The sequence below is a fragment of the Achromobacter sp. GbtcB20 genome, assembly GCF_019091095.1.
Taxonomy (GTDB): Bacteria; Pseudomonadota; Gammaproteobacteria; order Burkholderiales; family Burkholderiaceae_B; genus Achromobacter; species Achromobacter mucicolens.
On the sequence record NZ_JAGXJZ010000006.1, the window covers coordinates 100,574 to 122,506 of the forward strand.

Below are 21,933 nucleotides of genomic sequence, written 5' to 3' on the forward strand. Positions count from 1 at the left end.
AGAGGACGAAGATGAGCCGTATCCCGCTGCCCACGCCAGACACCATGACCGACGACCAGAAGCGCGTGTACGAGAAGATCGTCTCCGGTCCGCGCGGACGCCTTGTCGGCCCCTTGCGCGCCGCGCTGCACAGCCCGGAACTGGCCGAGCGCTGGCAGGCGCTGGGCGCGTTGCTGCGCTTTGGCACCAGCCTGGCGCCGCGCGTCAGCGAACTGGCCATTGTGGTGACGGCGCGCCGTTGGAACAGCCAGATCGAATGGCACATCCATGCGCAGGCGGCGCGCGCCGCCGGTATCTCGGACGCCGCACTGGACGCGATCCGGGCCCGCGAAACACCCGTGTTCGACAATCCCGACGACGCGGTGGTCTACGAGTTTGCGCGGCAGATCCAGGAGACCGGTCAGGTCGAACCGGACCTGTATGCGCAGGCCGTCGCGAGCTGGGACGCGGTGGGCGTGGTGGAACTGACCGCCGTGATCGGCTACTACACCATGGTGTCCATGACGCTGAACGCGCACGAAATTCCGATGCCGGACGACGCGCCGCCGCCGCTAGATACACCGCGCCAGGCGGGCGCGCCGGTGCTGAGCCGGCTTGCGCCCCTGACCGGGAGCCAGCCATGAGCGCCACCGGAAATCCGGCCGCAGGCGGGCAGGCCCGCGCCTATGTGCCGGACAGCGTGGAAACGCCCCGCATGCCGGTGACGCCGCGCCAAGCCCTGCCGGCGGGCGCGTGCGACACGCATTGCCATGTCTTTGGTCCCTACGACCGTTTTCCCCTGCAGCATCCCTCGTCCTACGCCGCGCCGGATGCGCCGGCGTCGCGCTATCTGCGCATGCTGGACACGCTGGGCGCATCGCGCGGGGTGCTGGTGCAGCCGGCGCCCTATGGCACGAACCCGGATGCCTTGCTGGACGCGCTGCGCGAAGGCGCAGGCCGCCTGCGCGGGATCGCGGTGGCGGATCCGTCCGTCACGGACGCACAGCTGCAAGCCTTGCATGACGGCGGCGTGCGCGGCCTGCGCTTCGTCGAGGCGCGCGACCCCGCGGGAAACCTGTTTCCCGGCAGCGTGGGATTCGATCAGGTCGCGGCGCTTGCGCCGCGCATGAAGCAGTTTGGCCTGCACGCGCAGCTGTGGGCGCCGTGCGATACCTATTTGCGCCATCTGCCCGAGCTGGCAAAGCTGGACTTGCCGCTGGTCATCGACCACCTGGGCAGCCTGGTCCCGGCGCGGGGCGAGGCCGATCCGGTGTTCCAGCTGCTGCGCGGGCTGCTGGCCGACGGCAGGATCTGGATGAAGCTGACGGTGTGCCGGGTGGGGGCCGCGCCCGATTATGAAAACGCGCGCTTCATCCACGATGCCTTCACTGCCGCCAATCCGGATCAGGTGCTGTGGGGATCGGACTGGCCCTTCGTGCGCATGGGGGCGGCGGCGCCGTCGGCCGACGCGCTGGTGGACCTGGCGCACGATTGGCTGGACAACGAGGCGCTGCGCAAGCGGGTCTGGGTGGTCAACCCCGAGCGTCTGTACGGCTTTGCATGAATACAAGCGGGGGTCGCTGAGCCCCCGCGCTGAACCCGCATCCTGAACCCACTGGTGAACGCCGCTTACGGGCTGGCGTGCCAGACGCCTTCGCCGCCGATCTCGCGCACCAGCGCCTCGATCTGCGTGGCAACTTCCGTGACCGTGCGTCCGGGCCCCTTCGATCGCGAGAACGCCATCGAGATGATGCGGCTCATCGTGGGGTCGCGCAGCGCGGCGATGCTCAAGCGCCCCTCCTGCACCTCCTGCCAGACGGCGTGCAGCGGCAGCACGGTGTACATCTTCTCGTGTTCGACGATGGACTTCATGAGCGGAAGCGAGTCGGCCTCGATCAGGGGCGCGATGGTGATCTTGCGCGCCCGCGCCAGGCCGTCCAGCGCGTTGCGCAGGCCGTTGGGCGCGCCGGGCAGGATGAACGGCAGCCCGTCCAGCTGATCGAAGGTGACTTCGCCGGCCTGCGTGCGCGCATCGCCCGCCGCGCCGACCAGGTAAGAGTCCACGGACGCCAGCGCCTGCTCGCCGGGCGGGCATTTGTCGCCGTAGCGGTATAGGATGGCGATGTCCACGCGGCTGTCGGTCAGCCATTCCTCGATCTGGCCGCTGGAGCCTTCCAGAATCTTCAAGTGCACCTTGGGAAACTGCTGGCGCAGCCGCGAAAACAGCCGGCGGATGAGCGGGTGCGCGGTCGATGGCAACAGGCCCAGCGTGACCTCGCCGGCAGGTTCGCGTGCCTCGCCGTTCAGTTCCAGCTCAAGCCGTTCGGCGTCGCCCAGCAGCGTTTGCACCAGCGGGAACAGGCGCTCGCCCACTTCCGACAGGTTCACGCCGCGCCCGGTGCGGTTAAAGAGCCGCGCATTGCACTCGCGTTCCAGCGCATTGATGCGGCGGCTCAGCACCGACTGGTCCTGGTCCAGGTACAAGGCCGCGCGCGTGATGCTGCCGAGTTCCGCGATGGCCAGGAAGGCCCGCCATTTGTGAAGGTCGGCGGTCAGGTCCAGGCTCAGGCCCGTGGCTTTTGCGGATGGCATGGTCGATGGCGCAGGTCGGCAGTCGGTGGAATCGGCATAAGCGTACGGCAAAAGCGTGCGGGCATGGCGTTATTGCAAACCCAGCTTGCCGCGCTTGATGACCTCGCCCCATTTCTTCGATTCCGCCTCCATCAAGGCGCGATAGGCGTCGTGCGTCGTCGCGACGGGGATGGCGCCCTGGTCGATCATTTTCTGGCGCAGCACCGGGTCGGCCAGCGACTTGGCGATCGCGTCCGACATCTTGTCCACGATGTCCTTGGGCGTGCCGGTGGGCGCGATGACGCCGTAGTTGGATTCCACGACGATGCCGGGAAAGCCGGCCTCCTTGGTGGTGGGCACGTCGGGCAGGCCCTCGAAGCGCTCCGGGCTGGCCACGGCCAGCGCGCGCAGCTTGCCCGCCTTGATGAAGCCCAGCGCGGCCGAGGCGTCGCCGGGGAACATCTGCACCTCGTTGGACAGCAGCGCGGTCACCGCGGGCGCGGCGCCTTTGTAGGGCACGTGCATGATGTCGATGCCGGTCTGCTGCTTGAGCAGTTCGCCGCCCAGGTGCGGGGTGGTGACGTTGCCGGCCGAGCCGTAGTTGTACTTGCCGGGGTGCTTTTTGGCGCTGTCGACAAAGGCGGCCAGGGTGGTGTCCGGCAATGACGGGTTGACCATGATCACTTGCGGAATGCGCGCGACCAGCGACACGTACTGGATCTTGGACACGTCGTACGGCACCTTCATGACGTGGGGCAGCCCGGTGATGGCGCCCGGCACGCCAAAGCCAAACGTATTGCCGTCGGGCGTGGCGCGCACGGTGGCGTCCACGCCGATGGTGCCGCTGGCGCCGGCCTTGTTCTCGATCACGATGGTCTGGCCCAGGCGCTCGCCCAGCGACGGGGCGAGCAGGCGCGCCAGGTTGTCCACCGAGCCGCCGGGCGGGTAGGGCACGATCAGCCGGATCGGCTGGCTTGGCCAAGGTTGGGCCGCGTGGGCGGCGGGCGCGGCGGCGCCGCCCAGGATCATTGCCGCCACCGCCAGTACGGTTGCTTTTTTCATGTGTCTCTCTCCGGTTGCGCCGGCTCGGGCCGGCGCGTTGTCATTGTCAGGCGCCTTGCAGGCCCAGAACCTGTTTGGCGTAGATGTTGCGCTGGATCTCGTTGGTGCCGCTGAAGATGGTGGCCGCGAGCGCATTGACGTAGGGCGCCAGCGCCTGCACGCCGCCATTGCCATAGCCCAGGCGCATCGCCGCGCCGCCGTATTCCTCGGCGATCTGGATCAGCAGGGCGCCCAGCCGCTCGTGCGTCTCGGTGGCCCAGATCTTGAGCAGCGACAGTTCCGGCGGCAGCGGGCGCCCGGCCTTGGCCATGTCCGCAAACACGCGGTACATCGCGGTCAGGTCGGCGCTGTCCAGCCGCAACTCGGCCAGCCGGTCGGTGAACGCCGGATCGGCCAGCAGGCCGCGCTGGCGCGCCAGGCTGAAGATCTGCTGCAGGGCGTGGCTGGCGTGCTTGGGGCTGCCGCTGAACAGGCGCTCAAACCCCAGCAGCGCCTTGGCGATGCCCCAGCCCGCGTTCAGTTCGCCGACCACATTGCCGCGCGGCACGCGGACCTGGTCGAAGAAGACCTCGCAGAACTCCTCGTGGCCCGACAGCGTGCGGATCGGCCGGCGGCTGACGCCCGGGCTATTCAGGTCCACCAGCAGGAAGCTGATGCCGGCCTGTTTCTTCACGGTCTTGTCGGTGCGCACCAGCATGAACATGTGCGTCGCGTCCTGCGCCAGCGTGGACCAGGTTTTCTGGCCGGTGACCACCAGTTCGTCGCCGTCGATCACCGCCTCGCAGCGCAGCGAGGCCAGATCGGATCCAGCGTCCGGTTCCGAGTAGCCCTGCGCCCACACCGCCTCGCCGGACAGGATGCCCGGCAGAAACCGCGCGCGCTGCGCCTCGGTGCCGTAGCGGATGAGGATGGGACCCAGCATGACCAGGCCCTGGTCCGGCGCGCGCGCCACGCCGTAGCGTTCGGCTTCCTCGATGAACGCGATCTGCCGGGCGGGCGACAGCGCCATGCCGCCATGCTCGCGCGGCCACGACGGCGCAATCCAGCCTTGTCGCGACAAGGTGAAGTACCACGCCTTGATCTCGTCCCAATGCAGCCGCCACGGCACGTGCCGCAGGTGATCGGGGTAATGCGCGCGGAAGAACCGGCGCAGCAGCTTGCGGAACGCCGCTTCCGGCATGGCGTTCCAATCTGCGTCGCGCGGGAAATCGGTGGTGTCGTTGCCGTCGGCGGCATCCTCCGCCGTATCGTCCGTCTCCGGCGCCGGGTCGGCTGCCAGCACGCCATAACGCTGGCGATGCGCCGTGGCGTTGCCCAGCCAGGCGGCCAGGTGCAGGGCGCTGCGGAAATACAGGCTGACGTCGCATTCGTCGGTGTAGCCGATGGCGCCGTGCAGCTGGATGGCCAGCCGCGCCGCGTCGATGCCGGCGCGTGCGGCGCGGGCCTTGACCCGGCTGGCCGCCGCCTTGCGCGCCTTGACGTCGCCCGGCGCCGCGGCAAGGGCGTTCAACGCGTCCAGCAGGCTGTTGGACGCCAGCTCGACCTGCAGGGTCGCGTCCACCAGACGGTGCTGCAGCGCCTGGAACGACGAGAGCGTCTGGCCGAACTGCTTGCGCGTGTTCAGGTAGGCCACCGAATCGGCCAGCACCTGCCGCGCGATGCCCACAAGTTCCGCGGACTGCATCAGGCGGCCGTAGTCCAGCGCCTCGTCAACCGCGTCCAGCACGCCCTCGCGCGCCAGCAACGCCTCGCCGCCAACCACCGCGGACTCGATCGTCAGATGGCAGGCCGGCGAGCCGTCCGCGCGTTCGTGCGTCCGCACCGTGACGCCGGGCGTGCCGGCGGGCAGATGGAACAGCGCAGACCCCGTTTCGCCATCGGCCGTGACAAGCCAGCCGTCCACGTCCGCGCCGGGGACGACGTGGCGCTTTTCGCCGTTCAGCACATAGGCGCCTTCGCGCGCGGTGAACGTGACGCCGAACGCCCCGGCGGATTCGCCGGCCTCAAGCTGCCCTTCGGTTTCCTGCCAGGCCAGGCCCACCACTTTTTCACCGGCGCACAAGGCTTGCAGCAACGCGTCCCGAACGGCGGCATCGCCCGCCGGGGTGATGCGCGCCAGCAGCGCGGTGCTCAGTACGCCCGCCCCGACGAGGGGCTCTGGCAATTGGGCGCGGCCCGCTTCCTCCAGCACGGCGGCCATCGCGTGCCAGCCCAGTCCCAGACCGCCCAGCGCTTCGGGCACGCTCATGCCCAGCCAGCCGACTGAGGCAATCTCCTGCCAGTACGCGCGATCGCCGCCCGGGGTGCGGCGCTTGCGTTGCCGCTGGTTGCGGCGCTGCAGAAAGTCGCGCGCGCTGTCGCGGATTTCCTCGATCAGTTCGTGGTCGGCGGCGCTCATACGATGCCCTCGGCGTGCAGCTGCGCGATCGCCGCGTCGGTCAGGCCCAGCTCGGCGCGCAGGACGTCGGCCGTGTGCTCGCCCAGCATGGGGGGCGGCAATCCCAGTGCGATGGGCGTGCCGGAAAAATGAATGGGATTGCGCACAACCGGCATGCTGCCCAGCGCCGGATGCGTCACGCTGCCCAGTACTTCGCGATGCCGCACCTGCGGATCCTCGAAAACCTGATCCATGGTGTAGATCGGCCCGCAGGGCACATTGGCGGCTGCCAGCGCCTGGTTCCAGTCCGCCACCGTGCGCGCCAGCATCGCCGGCTCGATCTGGCGGGACAGATCGGCCTGCGCCGCGGCGCGCTTGGGGTTGGTGTCAAAGCGCGGATCGGCGGCCAGGTCGGGCAGGCCGATCACGTTGCAGAAGCTGCGGAACTGCGAGTCGTTGCCCACCGCCACCATCAGGTGCCCATCGCGGCACTCGAAGGCGCGGAACGGCGCGGTGATCTGCGAGGCCGATCCCATGCGGGCGGGCAGCTGGCCGCTGGCCAGATAGTTCATGCCGATGTGCGAGATGGCCGCGATCTGCGCGTCCAGCAGCGCCAGGTCGATGTGCTGGCCCACGCCGGAGATCTGGTCGCGGTGCCGCAGCGCGGCAAGAATGGCCGCCACTGCATAAAAGCCCGCGGTCAGGTCCGACACGGAATAGCCCGCCTTGACCGGTCCCGCCCCGGGCTCGCCATCCGGCACGCCCGTCACGCTCATCAGGCCGCTCATGGACTGGAAGATCGGATCGTAGCCCGGCAGATGGCTGTAGGGGCCGGTCTGGCCGAAGCCGGTGATCGAGCAATACACCAGCCGCGGATTCACTTCCGACAGCGAGGCATAGTCCAGCCCGTAGCGCTTCAGGTCACCCGCCTTGAAGTTCTCGATGACGATGTCGGCCTTCTGCGCAAGCTGGCGCACCAGCGCCTGGCCTTCGGGCCGCGAGATATCGAGCGTCACGGATTTCTTGCCGCGGTTCATCGCGACGAACGAAGAGGTCTCCCGGCTGGGCTTGCCGTCGCGGTCCGGCATGGGATAGCCCTGGTGCCGCACGTCGTCGCCGCGGCCGGGGCGCTCCACCTTGATGACCTCGGCGCCGAAGTCGGCCAGCATCTGCGCAGCCCACGGCCCGGAAAACACGCGGCTCAGGTCCAGGACCTTCACGCCTTCCAATGCACTGGTCATGGCGGCTCCCGTTATTTGCCCTGGAACACCGGCGCGCGCTTTTCCAGGAAGGCGCGGCGCGCCTCCTGCGCGTCCTCGGTCTTGGCGATGGCCGCCGTCATGTCCTGTTCGTAGCGGTAGCCGTCGCGCAGGCTCATGTCTTCGATGGCGTTGAGCGTCTGCTTGGCCAGCACGGACGCCAGCGGGCTCTTGCTGGCCAACTCGCGCGCCAGTTCCATTGCGCGGTCCATCAGTGCTTCAGCAGGGACGCTGGCCTCGACGATGCCCAGCCGGTAGAGTTCGTCGCCGTCCACGCGCAGCCCCGTCAGCATCATGCGGCGCAGGCGCGAGTGGCCAAAGAGCCGCATGCCGTGGCGGCCGCCGCCCAGCAGTCCGACGTTGATTTCCGGCAGGCCCACGACCGCGGTGGAGGCGGCGATCAGGATGTCGCACGAGGCCACGATGGCCAGCCCCGCGCCCAGCGCTGCGCCGTTGATTGCGCCCACCACGGGCTTGGCGCACTCGCGGATCGCATGAAAGCATTCCCGCGTGCGGCGCGAGTGTTGCGGCAGGTCGCCCGGCCCCTTGATGGTGGCCGCGCGGTTCTTCAGGTCGGCGCCCGCGCAGAACGTCTTGCCCTGGCCCGACAGCACCACTGCGCGCACCTCGGGCGTTTCCGAAATGCGGTCCAGCACCCAGGACAGCTCGTTCATCATCTCGGTGCTGAGCGCGTTGACGGGCGGGTTGGCCAGCAGGATGGTGGCAACGCCGTCGGCGATCGCGACGTCCAGCGCCGTGTACGGCCCGGCCAGGTTCTCCGGCATGCTCATGTCTCTCTCCTTTGTTGTTCAGATGATCTTGCGGTCGCGATAGTCCTGGATCTGCTCGGCGGACAGGCCCAGCTCGGCCAGCACGTCGGCGGTGTGCTGGCCCAGCAGCGGCGGCGCGGCATCGGCGCGCAGCGCCGAGCTGCCAAAGCGCAGCGGGTTCATCACCTGCGGCACCGAGCCGGCGGCCGGATGCGGCAGGCGGCGCAGCATGCCGCGGTGCACGACCTGCGGGTCTTCGAAGACCTCGGGCACGGTATTGATCGACCCCGCCGGCACGCCCGCCTTTTTCAGCGCGGCCAGCCAATGGGCGCGCGGCTGGGTGGCGAAGATGGCGTCCAGCACGGGATCCAGCGTGTCCTGATTGCGCACGCGTTGGCTGTTGGTGATGTAGCGCGGGTCCTGCGCCAGTTCGGGCTTGCCCAGCATCTCGCACAGCGTGGCGAACTGCCCGTCGTTGCCCACCACGATGACGATGTCGCCGTCGGCGCAGGCAAACGTGCGCTGCGGCTGGATGTTCGGGTGCGCGGTGCCGGTGCGGCGCGGCACCTTGTTGCCCAGCAGGAAGTTCATGGCCTGGTTGGCCAGCAGGCCCACCTGCACGTCCAGCATGGCGACGTCGATGTACTCGCCCTTGCCGGTCTGCGCGCGGCGCAACAGCGCGGCCACGATGCCCAGCGCGGCGTACACGCCGGTGGTCAGGTCCACGATCGGCACGCCCACCTTCTGGGGGCCGCCGCCGGGGCGGTCGTCGCGTTCGCCCGTGACGCTCATCAGGCCGCCCATCGCCTGGATCAGGAAGTCGTACGCGGGTTCGGCGGCGCGCGGTCCGGTCTGGCCGAAGCCGGTGACCGAGCAGTACACCAGGCGCGGATTGATCTTGGACAGCGACTCGTAGTCCAGCCTCATGCGCGCCAGCGTGCCGACCTTGTAGTTCTCCAGCACCACGTCCGCGTCGCGGCACAGGTCCTTGACCAGCGCCTGGCCTTCGGGCGTCTGCAGGTCCAGCGTGATGGAGCGCTTGCCGCGGTTGGTGGCAATGAAATAGGCGCCGTCCCGGGTGTCCTGGCCGTCTTCATCCTTCAGGAACGGCGGGCCCCAGGTGCGCGTGTCGTCGCCCTGGCCTGGCCGCTCGACCTTGATGACGTCAGCGCCCAGGTCGGCCAGGATCTGGCTGGCCCACGGACCGGCCAGGATGCGGCTCAGGTCCAGCACTTTGAGATTCGATAACAGCGGCTGCAAAGCCTTCTCCTTGACTGCGGTATGTGCAGGCAGTCTAGGAGTTGGCGGGCGCCGCGGGAGGGGCCCGCGGGCGCAAAGCTGTTATGCGGTTCGGGCCGTCACAGCGGTGGCAAGGTGTCCAGCACGGCGGGAGGGTGCGGCGGCGTCAGCGGCCGGTATCGGGATAGTTTGGCCCCGCGTCACGGAAGCCGCCGGTGCTGTAGGGATTGACCGCGCCGGGGTGGGGCGGTCCGCCGGGGCCGGCGCCGCAGCCGGCCAGGAGCAGGGCGGCGGCAAGGAGAGAAAGCAGGCGCGTCGGGAAGGATTTCATAAAGGTCTCCTGCGGCTGCCCCTCAGCAGGCGCGTTACTCGCAGCGTATGGGCAGGATTATAGGCCTGCCGTCTTCGCCTTGATCCGCGGTTTCGCGCAGCGTGCGCGATAGTCGTTCACCGCATCGGAATCGGCGGGCAGGAAGTACGGGTGCGGGTATCCCGCCTCCCGCAAGGCGGCGTGCATGCGCACGCCCCACACGCATTCGCGCTGCGCCTCGTCCCACAGCCGCGTGGCCTGGTCCCGTTGCCCGCTACGCCACAGCGCAAGGCCGTAGTCGGCCACCATCTCCTCGTCGCGCGGCAGGTCGCGGTACGCCGTGTGCATCAGGCGCAGGCCATCGGCGGTCTGCCCGCGCAGGGCCAAAATCCACCCCAGCGTGCCCTGGTTGTACGGACGCGGGCCGACGCGGTCGAGCGAGCGGCGGGCCTGCTCCTCGGCTTGCGGCAGGTAGTCCGGGAAGTCCGCCAGGTAGTAGGCCGTGTTGTTCGCCAGGTCCACCGCGCCGGCGGCACGCGCGCCGCGTTTGCCTGCCGCGAGGTCCTGCAGGACGTTCGACTCCTGCAACACCAGATCTGGCATGCCCAGCAGGCGCGCCACTTCCAGCCGCTTGCGCCGCTCGCCCGGGTCGACGGGCTTGAACATGTCCGGAAATGGCCGCTGGCGTGCCTGCAGCAGCCAATGGCGCGCCAGGCCGGGCTGGCCGGCGGCCAGCAGCAGCCGCGCCAGGTCCAGCTTCTGGTCGGCGCTGCGGGTGCAGCGCATGCCGTCGATCAGGGCGCGGGCGCCCTCGGCGTCGTTCCGGGCGAACGCGCGGTTGACGGCGTCCAGCTCGGCAAAGCACGGCCCGTCGCGCGTGACTTGCGCGTCGATGTGCAGCGAGATCGCGCCGGCCGGCACGTCGTGGCTGAAGTAGGCCGTCGCGCCCTGGCGGTTGGTGTAGCCCAGGTCCACCCAGGCTTCGCCCCAGCGCTGGCGCATGGTCATGATGTACGGCCAGCCGGGCAAGGGCTCGGGGGAGCCGCTGCTGTGCAGCTGAAAGAAGTGGCCCCACGGGCCATCCCCGATGCGGCGGATCAGGGTGAAGTCGTCCTCCGCGTGCGGCAGCGTCGTGCGGATAGGCGCCGTGCGTCCTTCGCCATCGGTGACGCCGTGCAGGATGCCGTCGCCGGAAGGCGTATCAAGGATGGCGTCGTCCTTGCCGGTGACGAAGGCGCGGTACGGCGTGTGGGGCGCGGGGGCGGCGCGCCGCTTGCCATCCCACAGGGTCAGCGTCAGGCTGCGCGTGGTGCGCAGGGTGTCAGCCGCCGGCGCCGCCGGGGTGCCGGATACCGCTTGCGCGGTGTTCTGACCCGCGGCGTGCGCGGCCGGACCGGTCAGCCACGCTGCGGCGGCCAGGCATGACGCCGCGGCCCCCATGCGCCAATCTGCGCGGGCCGGGATCAGGCGGCGATGGAAAGTGGCGGGTTGTCCGGAACGTTGCTGCGGGTGCTTCATGGAGACTGCCAGTGGCGCCGGGCGCGGCGGACGCCACGGCGGTATGGGGGTGACCTGCGGGGCAGGGCGCCGCCTTGCGGGCGCGAGGCGGATTGTGCATCACAAACCTGTTTCACGCCCCACCCGGCGCTGGGCAGGAACGTATGGCATTCTCCCGCCACGTCTTTGCCGCCATCCGCTCATGCCCAAACTCCTAGCGCGAACCCTCGACCTGCTTCTCCTGTCCTTCGCCGCCGCGCTGTTCGGCGCTTGCCTGACCTCCGTGCTGACGACCGGCGCCTATGGCTGGGTCGTCCCCGTCGCGCCTTATCTGTACGGTGTGCGCGACTTCTACGCCGAGGCCGTCCTGGCGGGGCTGGCGGGCGTCATCGTGCTGATCCTGGCCGAGCGCCCGGCCCGGCTGCGGCGATCCACGCCCTGGCGCCTGCTGGCGACCTTTGCCGCGGCCCTCGTTGCCCTGTATCTGGCGCCGCCGTCACCGCAAGTGTTTGGCAACACCTGGGCACCCGGCGAGGCGACACGCGAGCTGTTCCTGGCGCAATGGCCCATGGTGCTGCTCATTGCGGTGGCGGCAACCGCGCTGCGGTGGGGATTGCACCGGGTTTTGCGCTAGGATTGTCGTCACCCAACCCCCGCCTGCCCCGGAGAAACCCCGCATGTCCTCCCTAGACGACTTTGCCATCACCAAGAAGTGGCCCGCCCAGCACCCCGACCGCATCCAGCTTTATTCGCTGCCGACGCCCAACGGCGTGAAGGCGTCGATCATGCTGGAAGAGACGGGTCTGCCCTACGAGGTCCACCGTGTCGCCTTCGATACCAAGGATCAGTTCACGCCCGAGTTCCTGTCGCTCAGCCCGAACAACAAGATTCCGGCCATCCTCGACCCGAACGGGCCGGACGGCAAGCCGCTGGGCCTGTTCGAGTCCGGCGCGATCCTGGTGTACCTGGCCAGCAAGGCCGGCCAGTTCATTCCTGCCGACGCGGCCGGACGCTTTGAAACGCTGCAATGGGTGATGTTCCAGATGGGCGGCATCGGGCCGATGTTCGGCCAGCTGGGCTTTTTCCATCGGTTCGCGGGCAAGGACTACGAGGACAAGCGGCCGCGCGACCGGTACGTCGACGAGTCCAAGCGCCTGCTGACGGTGCTGGACCAGCGCCTGCAAGGGCGCGACTGGGTGATGGGCGACCAGTACACCATCGCCGATATCGCGATTTTTCCCTGGGTGCGCAACCTGGTGGGGTTCTACGACGCCGGCGATCTCGTCGGCTTTTCGTCGTTCAAGAACGTCGCGCGCGTGCTGGACGCCTTCGTTGCGCGCCCGGCGGTCGCCAAGGGACTGACCATCCCGGGCTGACCCATGGAACTGCGCCAGCTTCGTTACTTTGTGCGGGTGGTCGAGGCAGGCAGCATCGGCCGGGCGGCCATGTCGATCGGCATGGTCACCTCGGCGCTCAGCCAGCAGATCAGCCGCCTTGAAGGCGAGCTGTCCACGCGCCTCTTGCAGCGCAGCGCCAGCGGCGTCGTGCCCACGGACGCGGGGCTGGCGTTCTTCCGGCAGGCGCAACTGGCCCTGCGCCACGCCGACGACGCCGTCCAGGCGGCCCAGCAGGCGCGTCTGGCGGGCCACGTCAGCGTCGGCCTGCCGTCCACCACGGCCGCCGTGCTGGGGGCGCCGTTCCTGCAGGCCATGAACGAGCGCTACCCCGATATCCGGCTGCACCTGGTCGAGGCGTTGTCCGGGCATCTGACCGACATGCTCAACGGCCGCCTGCTGGACCTGGCCATCGTGTTCCACGCCGAATCCGCGCGCCGCTGGAGCGTGATGCCGCTGCTGGACGAACCCCTGTTCCTGTTCGCCCGGCCCGACATGCCCGGCGCGCCGTTTGGCGACACGACGCGGCTGGAGGCAATTGCCGACCTGCCGCTGGTGCTGCCCAGCGGCCGCCACGGCCTGCGGGCGTTGGTCAACAACGCGTTCCAGCAATTGGGGCGCACGCCCCGGGTGGTGGCCGAGGTCGACGGCCTGTCGCTGCTCATGGACGTGGTGCGGCAGGGCGGCGCGGCCACGATCCAGCCCAGCTCGGCCACCGCGCGCATCGCGCCCGGCCAGTTGCAGATGGCGCGCATCGACGATGCCCACCTGTTTCGCTCCAACCTGCTCGCCAGCCTGTCGGACGAGGAGCTGTCGCCCGCGGCGCTGGCCGCCCGCCTGGTCATGGCCGATGTCTCCCGCACCCTGGCGCGGGAGGGCAAATGGGCGGTGGTGACTCTTCACGAATCGTGAACACCCGTTGACGCCCGCCTGATATCGCAGCGCCGCGCCCCTGCGTAGAGTCTGCCCCTTGAACTGGGGAAGATGGCATGGTTGACGTCTTGGTGATTGGTGGGGGCAATGCGGCGCTGTGCGCGGCCCTGATGGCGCGCGAAGCCGGCGCCAGCGTGCTGCTGCTGGAAGCGGCGCCAAAGGAATGGCGGGGCGGAAACTCGCAGCACACGCGCAACCTGCGCTGCATGCACGATGCGCCGCAGGACGTGCTGATCGACGCGTATCCCGAAGAAGAATACTGGCAGGACCTGCTCAAGGTGACGGGCGGGCAGACCAACGAACACCTGGCGCGGCTGGTCATCCGCGAATCCTCCACCTGCCGCGACTGGATGCGCCGCCACGGCGTGAACTTCCAGCCGCCGCTGTCGGGCGCGCTGCACGTGGCCCGCACCAATGCGTTCTTCATGGGCGGCGGCAAGGCGCTGGTCAATGCCTATTACCGCAGCGCCGAAGCGCTGGGCGTACAGGTCCGCTACAACGCGCCGGTCGATTCGCTGGAGCTGGACAACGGCCGCTTCGTGGCCGCGCGCATCGGCGCCGAACGCATCGAGGCCCGCGCCTGTGTGCTGGCCGCGGGCGGCTTCGAGTCCAACCGCGAATGGCTGCGCGAGGCTTGGGGCCAGAACGAGCGCGGCGAGTGGCCGGCCGACAACTTCCTGATCCGCGGCACGCGCTTCAACATGGGCGTGCTGCTCAAGTTCATGCTGGATGCCGGCGCCGACGGCATCGGCGATCCTTCGCAATCGCACTGCGTGGCCATCGACGCCCGCGCGCCGCTGTACGATGGCGGCATCTGCACGCGCATCGATTGCGTGTCGCTGGGCGTGGTCGTCAACCGCGACGCCGAGCGCTTCTACGACGAAGGCGAGGACTTCTGGCCCAAGCGCTACGCGATCTGGGGCCGCCTGACCGCCATGCAGCCCGGCCAGATCGCCTATTCCATCATCGACGCCAAGGCAATCGGCCGCTTCATGCCGCCCGTGTTTCCGGGCGTGAAAGCCGACACGCTGCCCGAACTGGCCGAAAAACTGGGCCTGGATCCGGCCACCTTCGCCAAGACCATCGGCGACTACAACGCCGCCTGCCGCGTGGGCAAGTTCGACCACACGGCGCTGGACGACTGCCATACCGAAGGCGTGACGCCCGCCAAGACGCACTGGGCGCGGCCGATCGACACCGCGCCGTTCTACGGCTATGCGCTGCGCCCCGGCATCACCTTTACGTACCTGGGCCTGAAGGTGGACGACACCGCCGCGGTCCGGTTCAACGACACGCCCAGCGGCAACCTCTTTGTCGCCGGCGAAATGATGGCCGGCAACGTGCTGGGCAAGGGCTATACCGCCGGGGTGGGCATGTCCATCGGCACGGCATTTGGCCGCATTGCCGGCACCCGCGCCGCGGCGGCGGCGCTCAGCCAGAAACATGCGGGAGCACACCATGAAGCAGCTTGAAGCCCTGGCCCGCGAGGCGCAGTCCTTTTCCAGCAGTCAGACGGGTTCAACGCCTGCCCAGCCCGCGGCCCCGGCCGAGCAGCCGGTGCGCTTTCATGCCCGGGGCGCCAAGCCGCTGACCGAAACGCTGACCGGCGACGAAACCGAAGTGGCGCGCGTCATGCAGATCTGCAACGCCTGCCGCTACTGCGAAGGCTTCTGCGCGGTGTTTCCCGCCATGACCCGCCGCCTGGAATTCGGCAAGGCGGACCTGAACTACCTGGCCAACCTGTGCCACAACTGCGGCGCCTGTCTGCACGCGTGCCAATACGCGCCGCCGCACGAATTCGCCGTCAACGTGCCGCAGGCAATGGCCAAGGTGCGGATGCAGACGTACACCGATTACGCGTGGCCCGCCGCGCTGGGCACGTTGTACAAGCGCAATGGCCTGGCGCTGTCGCTGGCCACGGCCGCAGGCCTGGCGCTGTTCCTGGTGCTGGCGGTGGTGATGGCGGGTGGCCTTTTCCATGAACCGATGGCCGGCAACTTCTACGCCGTCTTTCCGCACAACACGCTGGCGCTGATGTTCGGCGTGGTGTTCGGCTTTTCGATGCTGGCGCTGGCGGTGGGGGTGACCCGCTTCTGGCGCAACGTCAGCCCGGGGGCGGCCTCCGGTGCGGCGGTGGCCGAGGCGGCGCACGACGCGCTGCGGTTGCGCTACCTGGACGGCGGCCACGGCAAGGGCTGCAACAACGCCGACGATGCCTTCACGCTGTGGCGCCGGCGGTTCCACCATTTCACGTTCTACGGTTTCATGCTGTGCTTTGCGGCCACCTGTGTCGCCACGCTGTACCACTATCTGCTGGGCCAGCAGGCGCCGTATCCGATCCTGAGCGCGCCCGTGCTGCTGGGCACCGCGGGCGGCATTGGCCTTCTGATCGGGCCGGCCGGCTTGCTGTGGCTGAACGTCAAGCGTCATCCGCTACAGGGCGACGCGGCGCAAAAGCCGATGGACCGTGGCTTCATCGTGCTGCTGTTCCTGACCAGCGCGACGGGCCTGGCGCTCTTGGCCGGCCGCGACGGCAGCGCAATGGCGCTGCTGCTGGCGATCCACCTGGGCGTCGTGATGGCGCTGTTTCTGACCTTGCCCTACGGCAAGTTCGCGCATGGCATCTACCGCTCGGCCGCGCTCTTGAAGTGGTCCATCGAGAAACGCCAGCCCAACAAGCTGCAGCTCGGTTCGGACTGACCGGACCGGCCTTATCGCCAGCCTGACGGCGCCCGCACGAGGCGCCGCAGCCGGCCACAACCCTGGAGACATCAATGTTCCGCACTCGTTTGCTGGCGCGCTGCGCGCTGGCCGCCTGTCTGACGCCCGCCCTGCCTGCGGCGATGGCGCAAACCTATCCCGCCAAGCCGATCACGCTGGTCGTGCCCCATTCGGCCGGCGGCACGTCCGATATCCTGGCGCGCACCGTCGCTGCCGAAGCCGCCAAGACGCTGGGCCAGACCATCGTGATCGACAACAAGGGCGGCGCCAACGGCACCATCGCCGCCAAGCAGGTGGCCTCGTCCGCGCCGGACGGCTACACGCTGCTGCTGGCCACCGCCAGCACGCACGGCATCAACCCGTCGCTCTATTCGCGCGTTTCCTACGACGCGGGCAAGGACTTCACGCCCGTCACGCTGCTGGCCACCGTGCCCAACGTGCTGGTCGTCGGTCCCAACGTCAAGGCCGGCAACGTGCAGGAACTCATCGCCTTCATCCGTTCGCAAGGCGACAAGACCAACATGGGCTCGGCAGGCGCCGGCACGCCGGGGCATCTAGCCGGCGAGATGTTCAAGAGCGAAGCCAAGCTCCAGTTCACGCACGTGCCCTACAAGGGCGGCAGCCCCGCCATCACGGATCTCATCGGCGGCCAGATCGATTTCATGTTCACCACCATTCCGGGCGTGCTGCCGCACGTGAAGGCAGGATCGCTGCGCGCCCTGGCCGTGACCTCGCCCGAGCGCTCGTCCGCGATGCCCGACGTGCCGACGATGGCCGAGTCCGGCCTGCCCGGTTTCCAGGCGGTGTCCTGGCACGGCATCGTCGCGCCGGCCGGCACGCCGGACGCGGTGGTGGCGCGGCTGAACCAGGCGCTGACCGGCGCGCTGGCGGCGCCCGAGGTCAAGCAGCGGTTGATGGAGGAGGGCGCGCGCGCCTCCGGCGTGAACACGGCGGAATTCGGCAAATTCATCCAGACCGAGATGGCGGCCTGGGCCAAGGCGGTCAAGGATTCGGGCGCCACGGCCAACTGACCGGCAGGGCGGTCCCCGCGGGCCGCTTTTTTCCCGACGACGAGCATGCCGATCGGCACGCGGGCGCCATGCTAGGATGCCCCGCATGCTGATCGCCGCCCTGCTGACCTCGCTGGCTCTCACCCCGGGCCACGCCGTTGAATACGACCTCGCGTGCTTCTTTGCGGACAGGCAGGCGCAAGGCTCGCTGGAACACGTCGAGCACTGTGCCCGCGCCACGAAGGACAGCGTCGAGTTCCGGCCCGCCGTGCTGGCGCGCATGGATTTCGGCGACGATGGCCTGTCGCCCGCCACGGCCAACGGCTCGTGGCACTGGGTGCGGCCCGACGGACGCGCCGTGGCCGTGGTCACGTTCGACAACAGCGCCGACGACTTCGAGGAAGGCCTCACCCGCGGTCCTTGGGCCGGCGGCATGGCCTACTACGACAAGCAGCTCAACCGCGTGCTGGCCACGCCCTACGATTGGGTCGACCGCTTCGAAGGCGGCCTGGCCGCGGTCTGCAAGGGCTGCCGCATCGAGCGCACGCGCGACGGCGAACACAGCGTCGTGACGGGCGGAGAATGGGGCGCCATCGACCGCCAGGGCCGGCTGGCGCTGCCCATGCGGCCGGATGCGATCTCGTTGCGGGCGCAGATGCAGGCGCAGCGCAAGGCGGCGCAACGCTGAAAGAACGCCCGCCGTCAGCCGGCCAGCAGTTTGCCCAAGGTCGCCATCCCTTGCTCCATGCCGTCGTTCCACGGATGGCCGTGATTCAGGCGCAGGAAGTTGCCGAACCCGCCCGTCGCGGAAAACAGCGGCCCCGGCGCAATGCTGATGCCCTGGTCCAGCGCGGCGCGGTGCACCTTCAGCGTGTCGATGTGCGCGGGCAATTCCACCCAGACGAAGTAGCCGCCGGCCGGCCGCGTGGCGCGCGTGCCCTTCGGGAAGTAGCGCGCCACCGCTTGCAGCAGTTCGCCCTGCTGCAGCGCCAGCGCCTGCCGGAACTGCCGCAGGTGGCGATCGAAACCGCCTTTTTCCAGATAGGCCGCAATGGCCGCCTGCGTGGGGGCGGGGGTGGCAAGGCTGGTGGTCAGCTTGTTGCGCATGATCTGGCGCGTGTAACGTCCACCCGCCACCCAGCCGACGCGGTACCCCGGCGCCAGGGTCTTCGAAAACGACGCGCAGTGCATCACGATGCCTTCGGTGTCGAAGGCCTTCGCGGGCCGCGGGCGGGACTCGCCGAAATAGAGTTCGCCGTACACATCGTCTTCGATCAGCGCCACGTCATGGCGCGTCAACAGCTTGACCAGCGCTTCCTTTTTCTCGTCGGGCATCAGGCTGCCCAGCGGATTCTGGAACGTCGTCATCAGCCAGCAGGCGCGCGGCCGGTGCTGCAGGATCGCGTCTTCCAGGGCGTCCAGATCGATGCCCACGCGCGGATGCGTAGCGACTTCGATGGCATGCAGGCCGTTGCGTTCCAGCGATTGCAGCGCGGCATAGAAGGTGGGGGACTCCACGATCACGGCATCGCCGGGGCGGGTCACCGCCGCCAGGCTCAGGTTCAGCGCGTCCAGCGCGCCGTTCGTGACGATGATCTCGTCCACGGGCACGGTCAGCCCGTCGGCCAGGTAGCGCAGCGCAATGGCGCGCCGCAGCGCCGCGTCGCCGGGGCTCAGGTCATCGATGGACCCCCACGGATCCAGCTTCTGCAGCGTCGCCGCCATGAAGCGTGCCAGCCGGCTGTACGGCAGCAAGGACGGGCTGGGAAACGCCGAGCCAAACGGCAGCATGTCGCGGCGCAGCGTGGCATTCAGCACGCGAAGCACGTTGTCGCTGACGTCCACCGGATGGCGGCCCGCAGTGGCGCTGGACACGCTGTCCAGTTCGGGCAATGCGGCGCGCGGCGCGCGCTGCACGTAATAGCCCGACCGGTCGCGCGCGCGGATGAGGCCGCGCGCTTCCAGCAGGTAGTAGGCCTTGAACACGGTGGACGGACTGACGCCGCGGCTGGCGCTGGTCTGCCGCACTGAAGGCAGGCGGTCGCCCACCTGCAGCAGGCCGGACAGGATCGAGGCGGTGATTTCTTCGGTCAGGCGTTCATAGCGCTTCATGTCGGCATCCGGATGCGTGAGGCGGGTTCAGGCGGACATGCCGATCGCGCGCATGACAAGCCGCAGCGCGCCGGCCGCCGCGCCCAGCGCCGCGACGCTGCACGCCCAGATCATCGCCAGCCACAGCAGGCGCGAGCGCCACGAGGAAGCGGGGGATGCGTTCATCAGTGAAAGGCCTCGCCAGTGCGCACCTTGCCGCGAAAGACGTAATACGACCAGGCGGTGTACATCAGAATAATCGGAATGATCGCCAGGGCGCCGACCAACGCGAAACCCTGGCTCTGCGGCGGCGCCGACGCCGCCCAGATGGACACGCCCGGCGGAATGATGGCCGGCCAGATGCTGATGCCCAGGCCGGTGTAGCCCAGAAACACCAGCGCCAACGACAGCACGAACGGGCCGGCCGCTGGGGCGCCTTTGACGCGGCGCATCAGTTCGAAGCCCGCGGCGGCCACCAGCAACGGCACCGGAAAGAACCAGAACATATTGGGCAGGCTGAACCAGCGCTGCGCGATGATCGGTTGCGCCAACGGCGTCCACGCGCTCAGCACGGCGATGACCGCCAGCAGCGCCAGCGTCAGCGGGCGCGCCAGGCGGCACATGTGGCGATGCAGCCGGCCTTCGGTCTTCATGATGAGCCAGGTGCAGCCCAGGAGCGCGTACGCCGCCACCAGGCCGGCGCCGGTGAAGACAGAGAACGGGCTGATCCAATCCCACGGGCCGCCGCTGTACGCGCGCCCCACCACCGGAATGCCTTCGATATACGCGCCCAGCGTGACACCCTGGAAGAACGTGGCGCACACCGAGCCCAGGACGAAGGCCCTGTCCCACAGCGGGCGGTGATGCGCGTCGGCCTTGAAGCGGAACTCGAACGCCACGCCGCGGAAAATCAGGCCCAGCAGCATGAACACCAGCGGCAGGTGCAGCGCGCTGAGGATCACCGAGTAGGCCAGCGGAAACGCCGCCATCAGGCCCGCGCCGCCCAGTACCAGCCAGGTCTCGTTGCCGTCCCAGACGGGGGCGACGGTGTTGACCATCGCGTCGCGTTCCTCCGGGTCCGTCACCAGCGGAAAGAGGATGCCGATGCCCAGGTCAAAGCCATCCATGATGACGTACATCATCACGCCGAACAGAATGACGACGGCCCATATCAATGCAAGATCCACACCCATGGCGTCAGGCTCCGGAATGCTTGGGTTGCGCGGGCGAGGCGCCCGCGAGGGTAGAGGCCGCCGACAGCGGCCGCGAAGGCTGGCGCGGCTCGCCGGGTCCGCCGGACAACGGCGCGTGGCCAGGCGCGGGCGTGGGGCCCATGCGGATGAGGCGCAGCATGTACGAGACGCCCGCGCCAAACACGAACAGGTAGACGACCACAAACAGCGCCAGCGTCAGCGTCAGCTCCCCCAATCCATGCGGCGTGGCGGCGTCGGCGGTGCGCATGACGCCATACACGATCCAGGGCTGGCGGCCGATCTCGGTGACATACCAGCCGGCCAGCATGGCGACGATGCCCGAAGGCCCCATCCACAAGGCGAAGCGATGCAGCCCGCGCGCTTCGTACAGGCGGCGGCGCCAGCGCGCCCACAGCGCCCACGCCGCCAGGCCAATCATCAGCAGGCCCAGGCCCACCATGATGCGGAACGACCAGAACACCACCGTGGAATTGGGCCGGTCTTCGGGCGGATAGGACTTCAGGCCCGGAAACTGGCCGTCCCAACTGTGCGTGAGGATCAGGCTGCCCAGCCGAGGGATGTTCAGCGCATAGCGCGTCTCCTCGCGCGCCATGTCGGGGATGCCGAAGAGCGTCAGCGGCACGCCCGCCCCGGACTCGTTCTCCCAATGACCTTCGATGGCGGCGATCTTGGCGGGTTGGTGCTTGAGCGTGTTCAAGCCATGAAAGTCGCCCACCACGGCCTGCAGCGGCGCCACCAGCAGCAGCATGCCCATCGCCATCGCAAACATCTTCTTCACGGCCGGGCTGCGGTCCCCGCGCAGCAGATGCCAGGCGCCGGACGCCCCGACCATTAGCGCGGTGGCCAGGAACGCCGCAATGCCCATGTGCGCCAGGCGGTAGGGAAATGACGGGTTAAAGATGACGGCCAGCCAGTCGGTCGGCACCACGCGCCCATCCAGGATCTCGTATCCGGCGGGCGTTTGCATCCAGCTGTTGGAGGCAAGAATCCAGGTCGCGGACACCAGCGTGCCCAGCGCCACCATGATGGTCGAGAAAAAGTGCAGCCCCGGCCCTACGCGCGACCAGCCGAACAGCATCACGCCCAGAAAGCCGGCTTCCAGGAAGAAGGCGGTCAGCACTTCGTAGGCCAGCAGCGGCCCGGTGACGCTGCCCGCGAAGTCGGAGAAAAAACTCCAGTTGGTCCCGAACTGATAGGCCATGACCAGGCCCGACACGACCCCCATGCCGAAATTGACGGCGAAGATCTTGGTCCAGAAGTGATAAAGGTCCCGGTAGACCGTCTTGCCGGTCCGAAGCCAGAATCCCTCGAGGACGGCCAGGTAGCTGGCCAGGCCAATGGTGATGGCGGGAAAGACGATGTGAAACGAGATGGTGAAGCCGAACTGTATTCGTGCGAGCAATAGCGCGTCGCTGTCCATGACGGTATTCCTGACTTTCATCGGCAGCACGGACGGATCGCCACGAGGCGGCGGGCGCTGACGGGTGTTTGAACTACCCCGCCAAG

General features: G+C 68.7%; 21 protein-coding genes. 9 read left to right on the forward strand and 12 right to left on the reverse strand.

All coding sequences use genetic code 11. The features are described 5' to 3' along the window. Positions 1-11: 11 nt before the first annotated feature. The gene (locus KVT32_RS10905; RefSeq protein WP_152382646.1) at positions 12-623 is read left to right on the forward strand and encodes a carboxymuconolactone decarboxylase family protein; all 612 of its coding nucleotides are present in this window, start codon (positions 12-14) and stop codon (positions 621-623) included. Then, on the forward strand, positions 620-1,543 hold the full coding sequence (locus tag KVT32_RS10910; protein WP_152382645.1) for an amidohydrolase: 924 nt from the start codon (positions 620-622) through the stop codon (positions 1,541-1,543). The genes KVT32_RS10905 and KVT32_RS10910 overlap by 4 nt, the downstream gene beginning before the upstream one ends. 65 nt (positions 1,544-1,608) lie before the next feature. Here KVT32_RS10910 and KVT32_RS10915 read toward each other — a convergent pair whose 3' ends face one another. From KVT32_RS10915 to KVT32_RS10950, 8 genes are all read right to left on the reverse strand, one after another. Next, complete coding sequence (locus KVT32_RS10915; protein WP_056325137.1) at positions 1,609-2,571, reverse strand: LysR family transcriptional regulator; 963 nt, start codon at positions 2,569-2,571, stop codon at positions 1,609-1,611. A 69-nt stretch (positions 2,572-2,640) separates the two neighbouring features. Next, entirely contained in the window at positions 2,641-3,612 is a 972-nt protein-coding gene (locus tag KVT32_RS10920) for a tripartite tricarboxylate transporter substrate binding protein (RefSeq protein WP_152382644.1), read from the reverse strand. A 46-nt stretch (positions 3,613-3,658) separates the two neighbouring features. Further along, positions 3,659-6,010: an acyl-CoA dehydrogenase gene (locus KVT32_RS10925; protein ID WP_217618178.1), complete on the reverse strand. Its 2,352-nt coding sequence runs from the start codon at positions 6,008-6,010 to the stop codon at positions 3,659-3,661. Then, positions 6,007-7,230, reverse strand: a complete 1,224-nt coding sequence (locus KVT32_RS10930; RefSeq protein WP_152382642.1) for a CaiB/BaiF CoA-transferase family protein — start codon at positions 7,228-7,230, stop codon at positions 6,007-6,009. Before KVT32_RS10930 ends, KVT32_RS10925 begins: the two co-directional genes overlap by 4 nt. 11 nt (positions 7,231-7,241) lie before the next feature. Next, positions 7,242-8,039 (reverse strand): enoyl-CoA hydratase/isomerase family protein, encoded by a 798-nt coding sequence (locus KVT32_RS10935; protein WP_370458339.1) that lies wholly within the window; start codon positions 8,037-8,039, stop codon positions 7,242-7,244. Between the two features lie 18 nt (positions 8,040-8,057). Beyond that, entirely contained in the window at positions 8,058-9,278 is a 1,221-nt protein-coding gene (locus KVT32_RS10940) for a CaiB/BaiF CoA-transferase family protein (protein WP_217618179.1), read from the reverse strand. A gap of 145 nt (positions 9,279-9,423) precedes the next feature. Then, positions 9,424-9,588: a hypothetical protein gene (locus KVT32_RS10945; protein WP_152382640.1), complete on the reverse strand. Its 165-nt coding sequence runs from the start codon at positions 9,586-9,588 to the stop codon at positions 9,424-9,426. A 57-nt stretch (positions 9,589-9,645) separates the two neighbouring features. After that, a complete protein-coding gene (locus KVT32_RS10950; RefSeq protein WP_254636847.1) occupies positions 9,646-11,085 on the reverse strand; it encodes a hypothetical protein in 1,440 nt (479 codons plus the stop codon). 181 nt (positions 11,086-11,266) lie between these two features. Between KVT32_RS10950 and KVT32_RS10955 the strand changes: the two genes are divergently transcribed. The 7 genes from KVT32_RS10955 to KVT32_RS10985 all read left to right on the forward strand — a co-directional run bounded on the left by KVT32_RS10955 (position 11,267) and on the right by KVT32_RS10985 (position 17,810). Then, positions 11,267-11,698 (forward strand): hypothetical protein, encoded by a 432-nt coding sequence (locus KVT32_RS10955; protein ID WP_217618180.1) that lies wholly within the window; start codon positions 11,267-11,269, stop codon positions 11,696-11,698. A gap of 43 nt (positions 11,699-11,741) precedes the next feature. Further along, the gene (locus KVT32_RS10960; protein WP_056325154.1) at positions 11,742-12,440 is read left to right on the forward strand and encodes a glutathione S-transferase N-terminal domain-containing protein; all 699 of its coding nucleotides are present in this window, start codon (positions 11,742-11,744) and stop codon (positions 12,438-12,440) included. A 3-nt stretch (positions 12,441-12,443) separates the two neighbouring features. After that, the gene (locus KVT32_RS10965; RefSeq protein WP_175156113.1) at positions 12,444-13,370 is read left to right on the forward strand and encodes a LysR substrate-binding domain-containing protein; all 927 of its coding nucleotides are present in this window, start codon (positions 12,444-12,446) and stop codon (positions 13,368-13,370) included. A 77-nt stretch (positions 13,371-13,447) separates the two neighbouring features. Then, entirely contained in the window at positions 13,448-14,863 is a 1,416-nt protein-coding gene (gene tcuA, locus KVT32_RS10970; RefSeq protein ID WP_062839952.1) for an FAD-dependent tricarballylate dehydrogenase TcuA, read from the forward strand. Then, entirely contained in the window at positions 14,850-16,091 is a 1,242-nt protein-coding gene (gene tcuB, locus KVT32_RS10975) for a tricarballylate utilization 4Fe-4S protein TcuB (RefSeq protein WP_063956789.1), read from the forward strand. Before tcuA ends, tcuB begins: the two co-directional genes overlap by 14 nt. Positions 16,092-16,165: 74 nt before the next feature. After that, positions 16,166-17,143 carry a tripartite tricarboxylate transporter substrate binding protein gene (locus KVT32_RS10980; protein WP_217618181.1) on the forward strand — a complete coding sequence of 326 codons (978 nt, stop codon included), beginning with the start codon at positions 16,166-16,168 and terminating at the stop codon, positions 17,141-17,143. Positions 17,144-17,228: 85 nt separating this feature from the next. Then, positions 17,229-17,810 (forward strand): WG repeat-containing protein, encoded by a 582-nt coding sequence (locus tag KVT32_RS10985; protein ID WP_217618182.1) that lies wholly within the window; start codon positions 17,229-17,231, stop codon positions 17,808-17,810. 14 nt (positions 17,811-17,824) lie between these two features. On the opposite strand, the gene KVT32_RS10990 is transcribed toward KVT32_RS10985, so the two are convergent. From KVT32_RS10990 to KVT32_RS11005, 4 genes are read right to left on the reverse strand one after another with little or no spacing between them, the layout of a single operon-like run. Then, on the reverse strand, positions 17,825-19,234 hold the full coding sequence (locus KVT32_RS10990) for a PLP-dependent aminotransferase family protein (protein WP_217618183.1): 1,410 nt from the start codon (positions 19,232-19,234) through the stop codon (positions 17,825-17,827). Positions 19,235-19,261: 27 nt separating this feature from the next. Then, positions 19,262-19,399 (reverse strand): DUF2474 family protein, encoded by a 138-nt coding sequence (locus KVT32_RS10995; RefSeq protein WP_217618184.1) that lies wholly within the window; start codon positions 19,397-19,399, stop codon positions 19,262-19,264. Next, entirely contained in the window at positions 19,399-20,406 is a 1,008-nt protein-coding gene (cydB, locus tag KVT32_RS11000; protein ID WP_217618185.1) for a cytochrome d ubiquinol oxidase subunit II, read from the reverse strand. The genes KVT32_RS10995 and cydB overlap by 1 nt, the downstream gene beginning before the upstream one ends. 4 nt (positions 20,407-20,410) lie before the next feature. Further along, positions 20,411-21,847, reverse strand: a complete 1,437-nt coding sequence (locus KVT32_RS11005) for a cytochrome ubiquinol oxidase subunit I (RefSeq protein WP_175156106.1) — start codon at positions 21,845-21,847, stop codon at positions 20,411-20,413. Between the last annotated feature and the right edge of the window lie 86 nt (positions 21,848-21,933).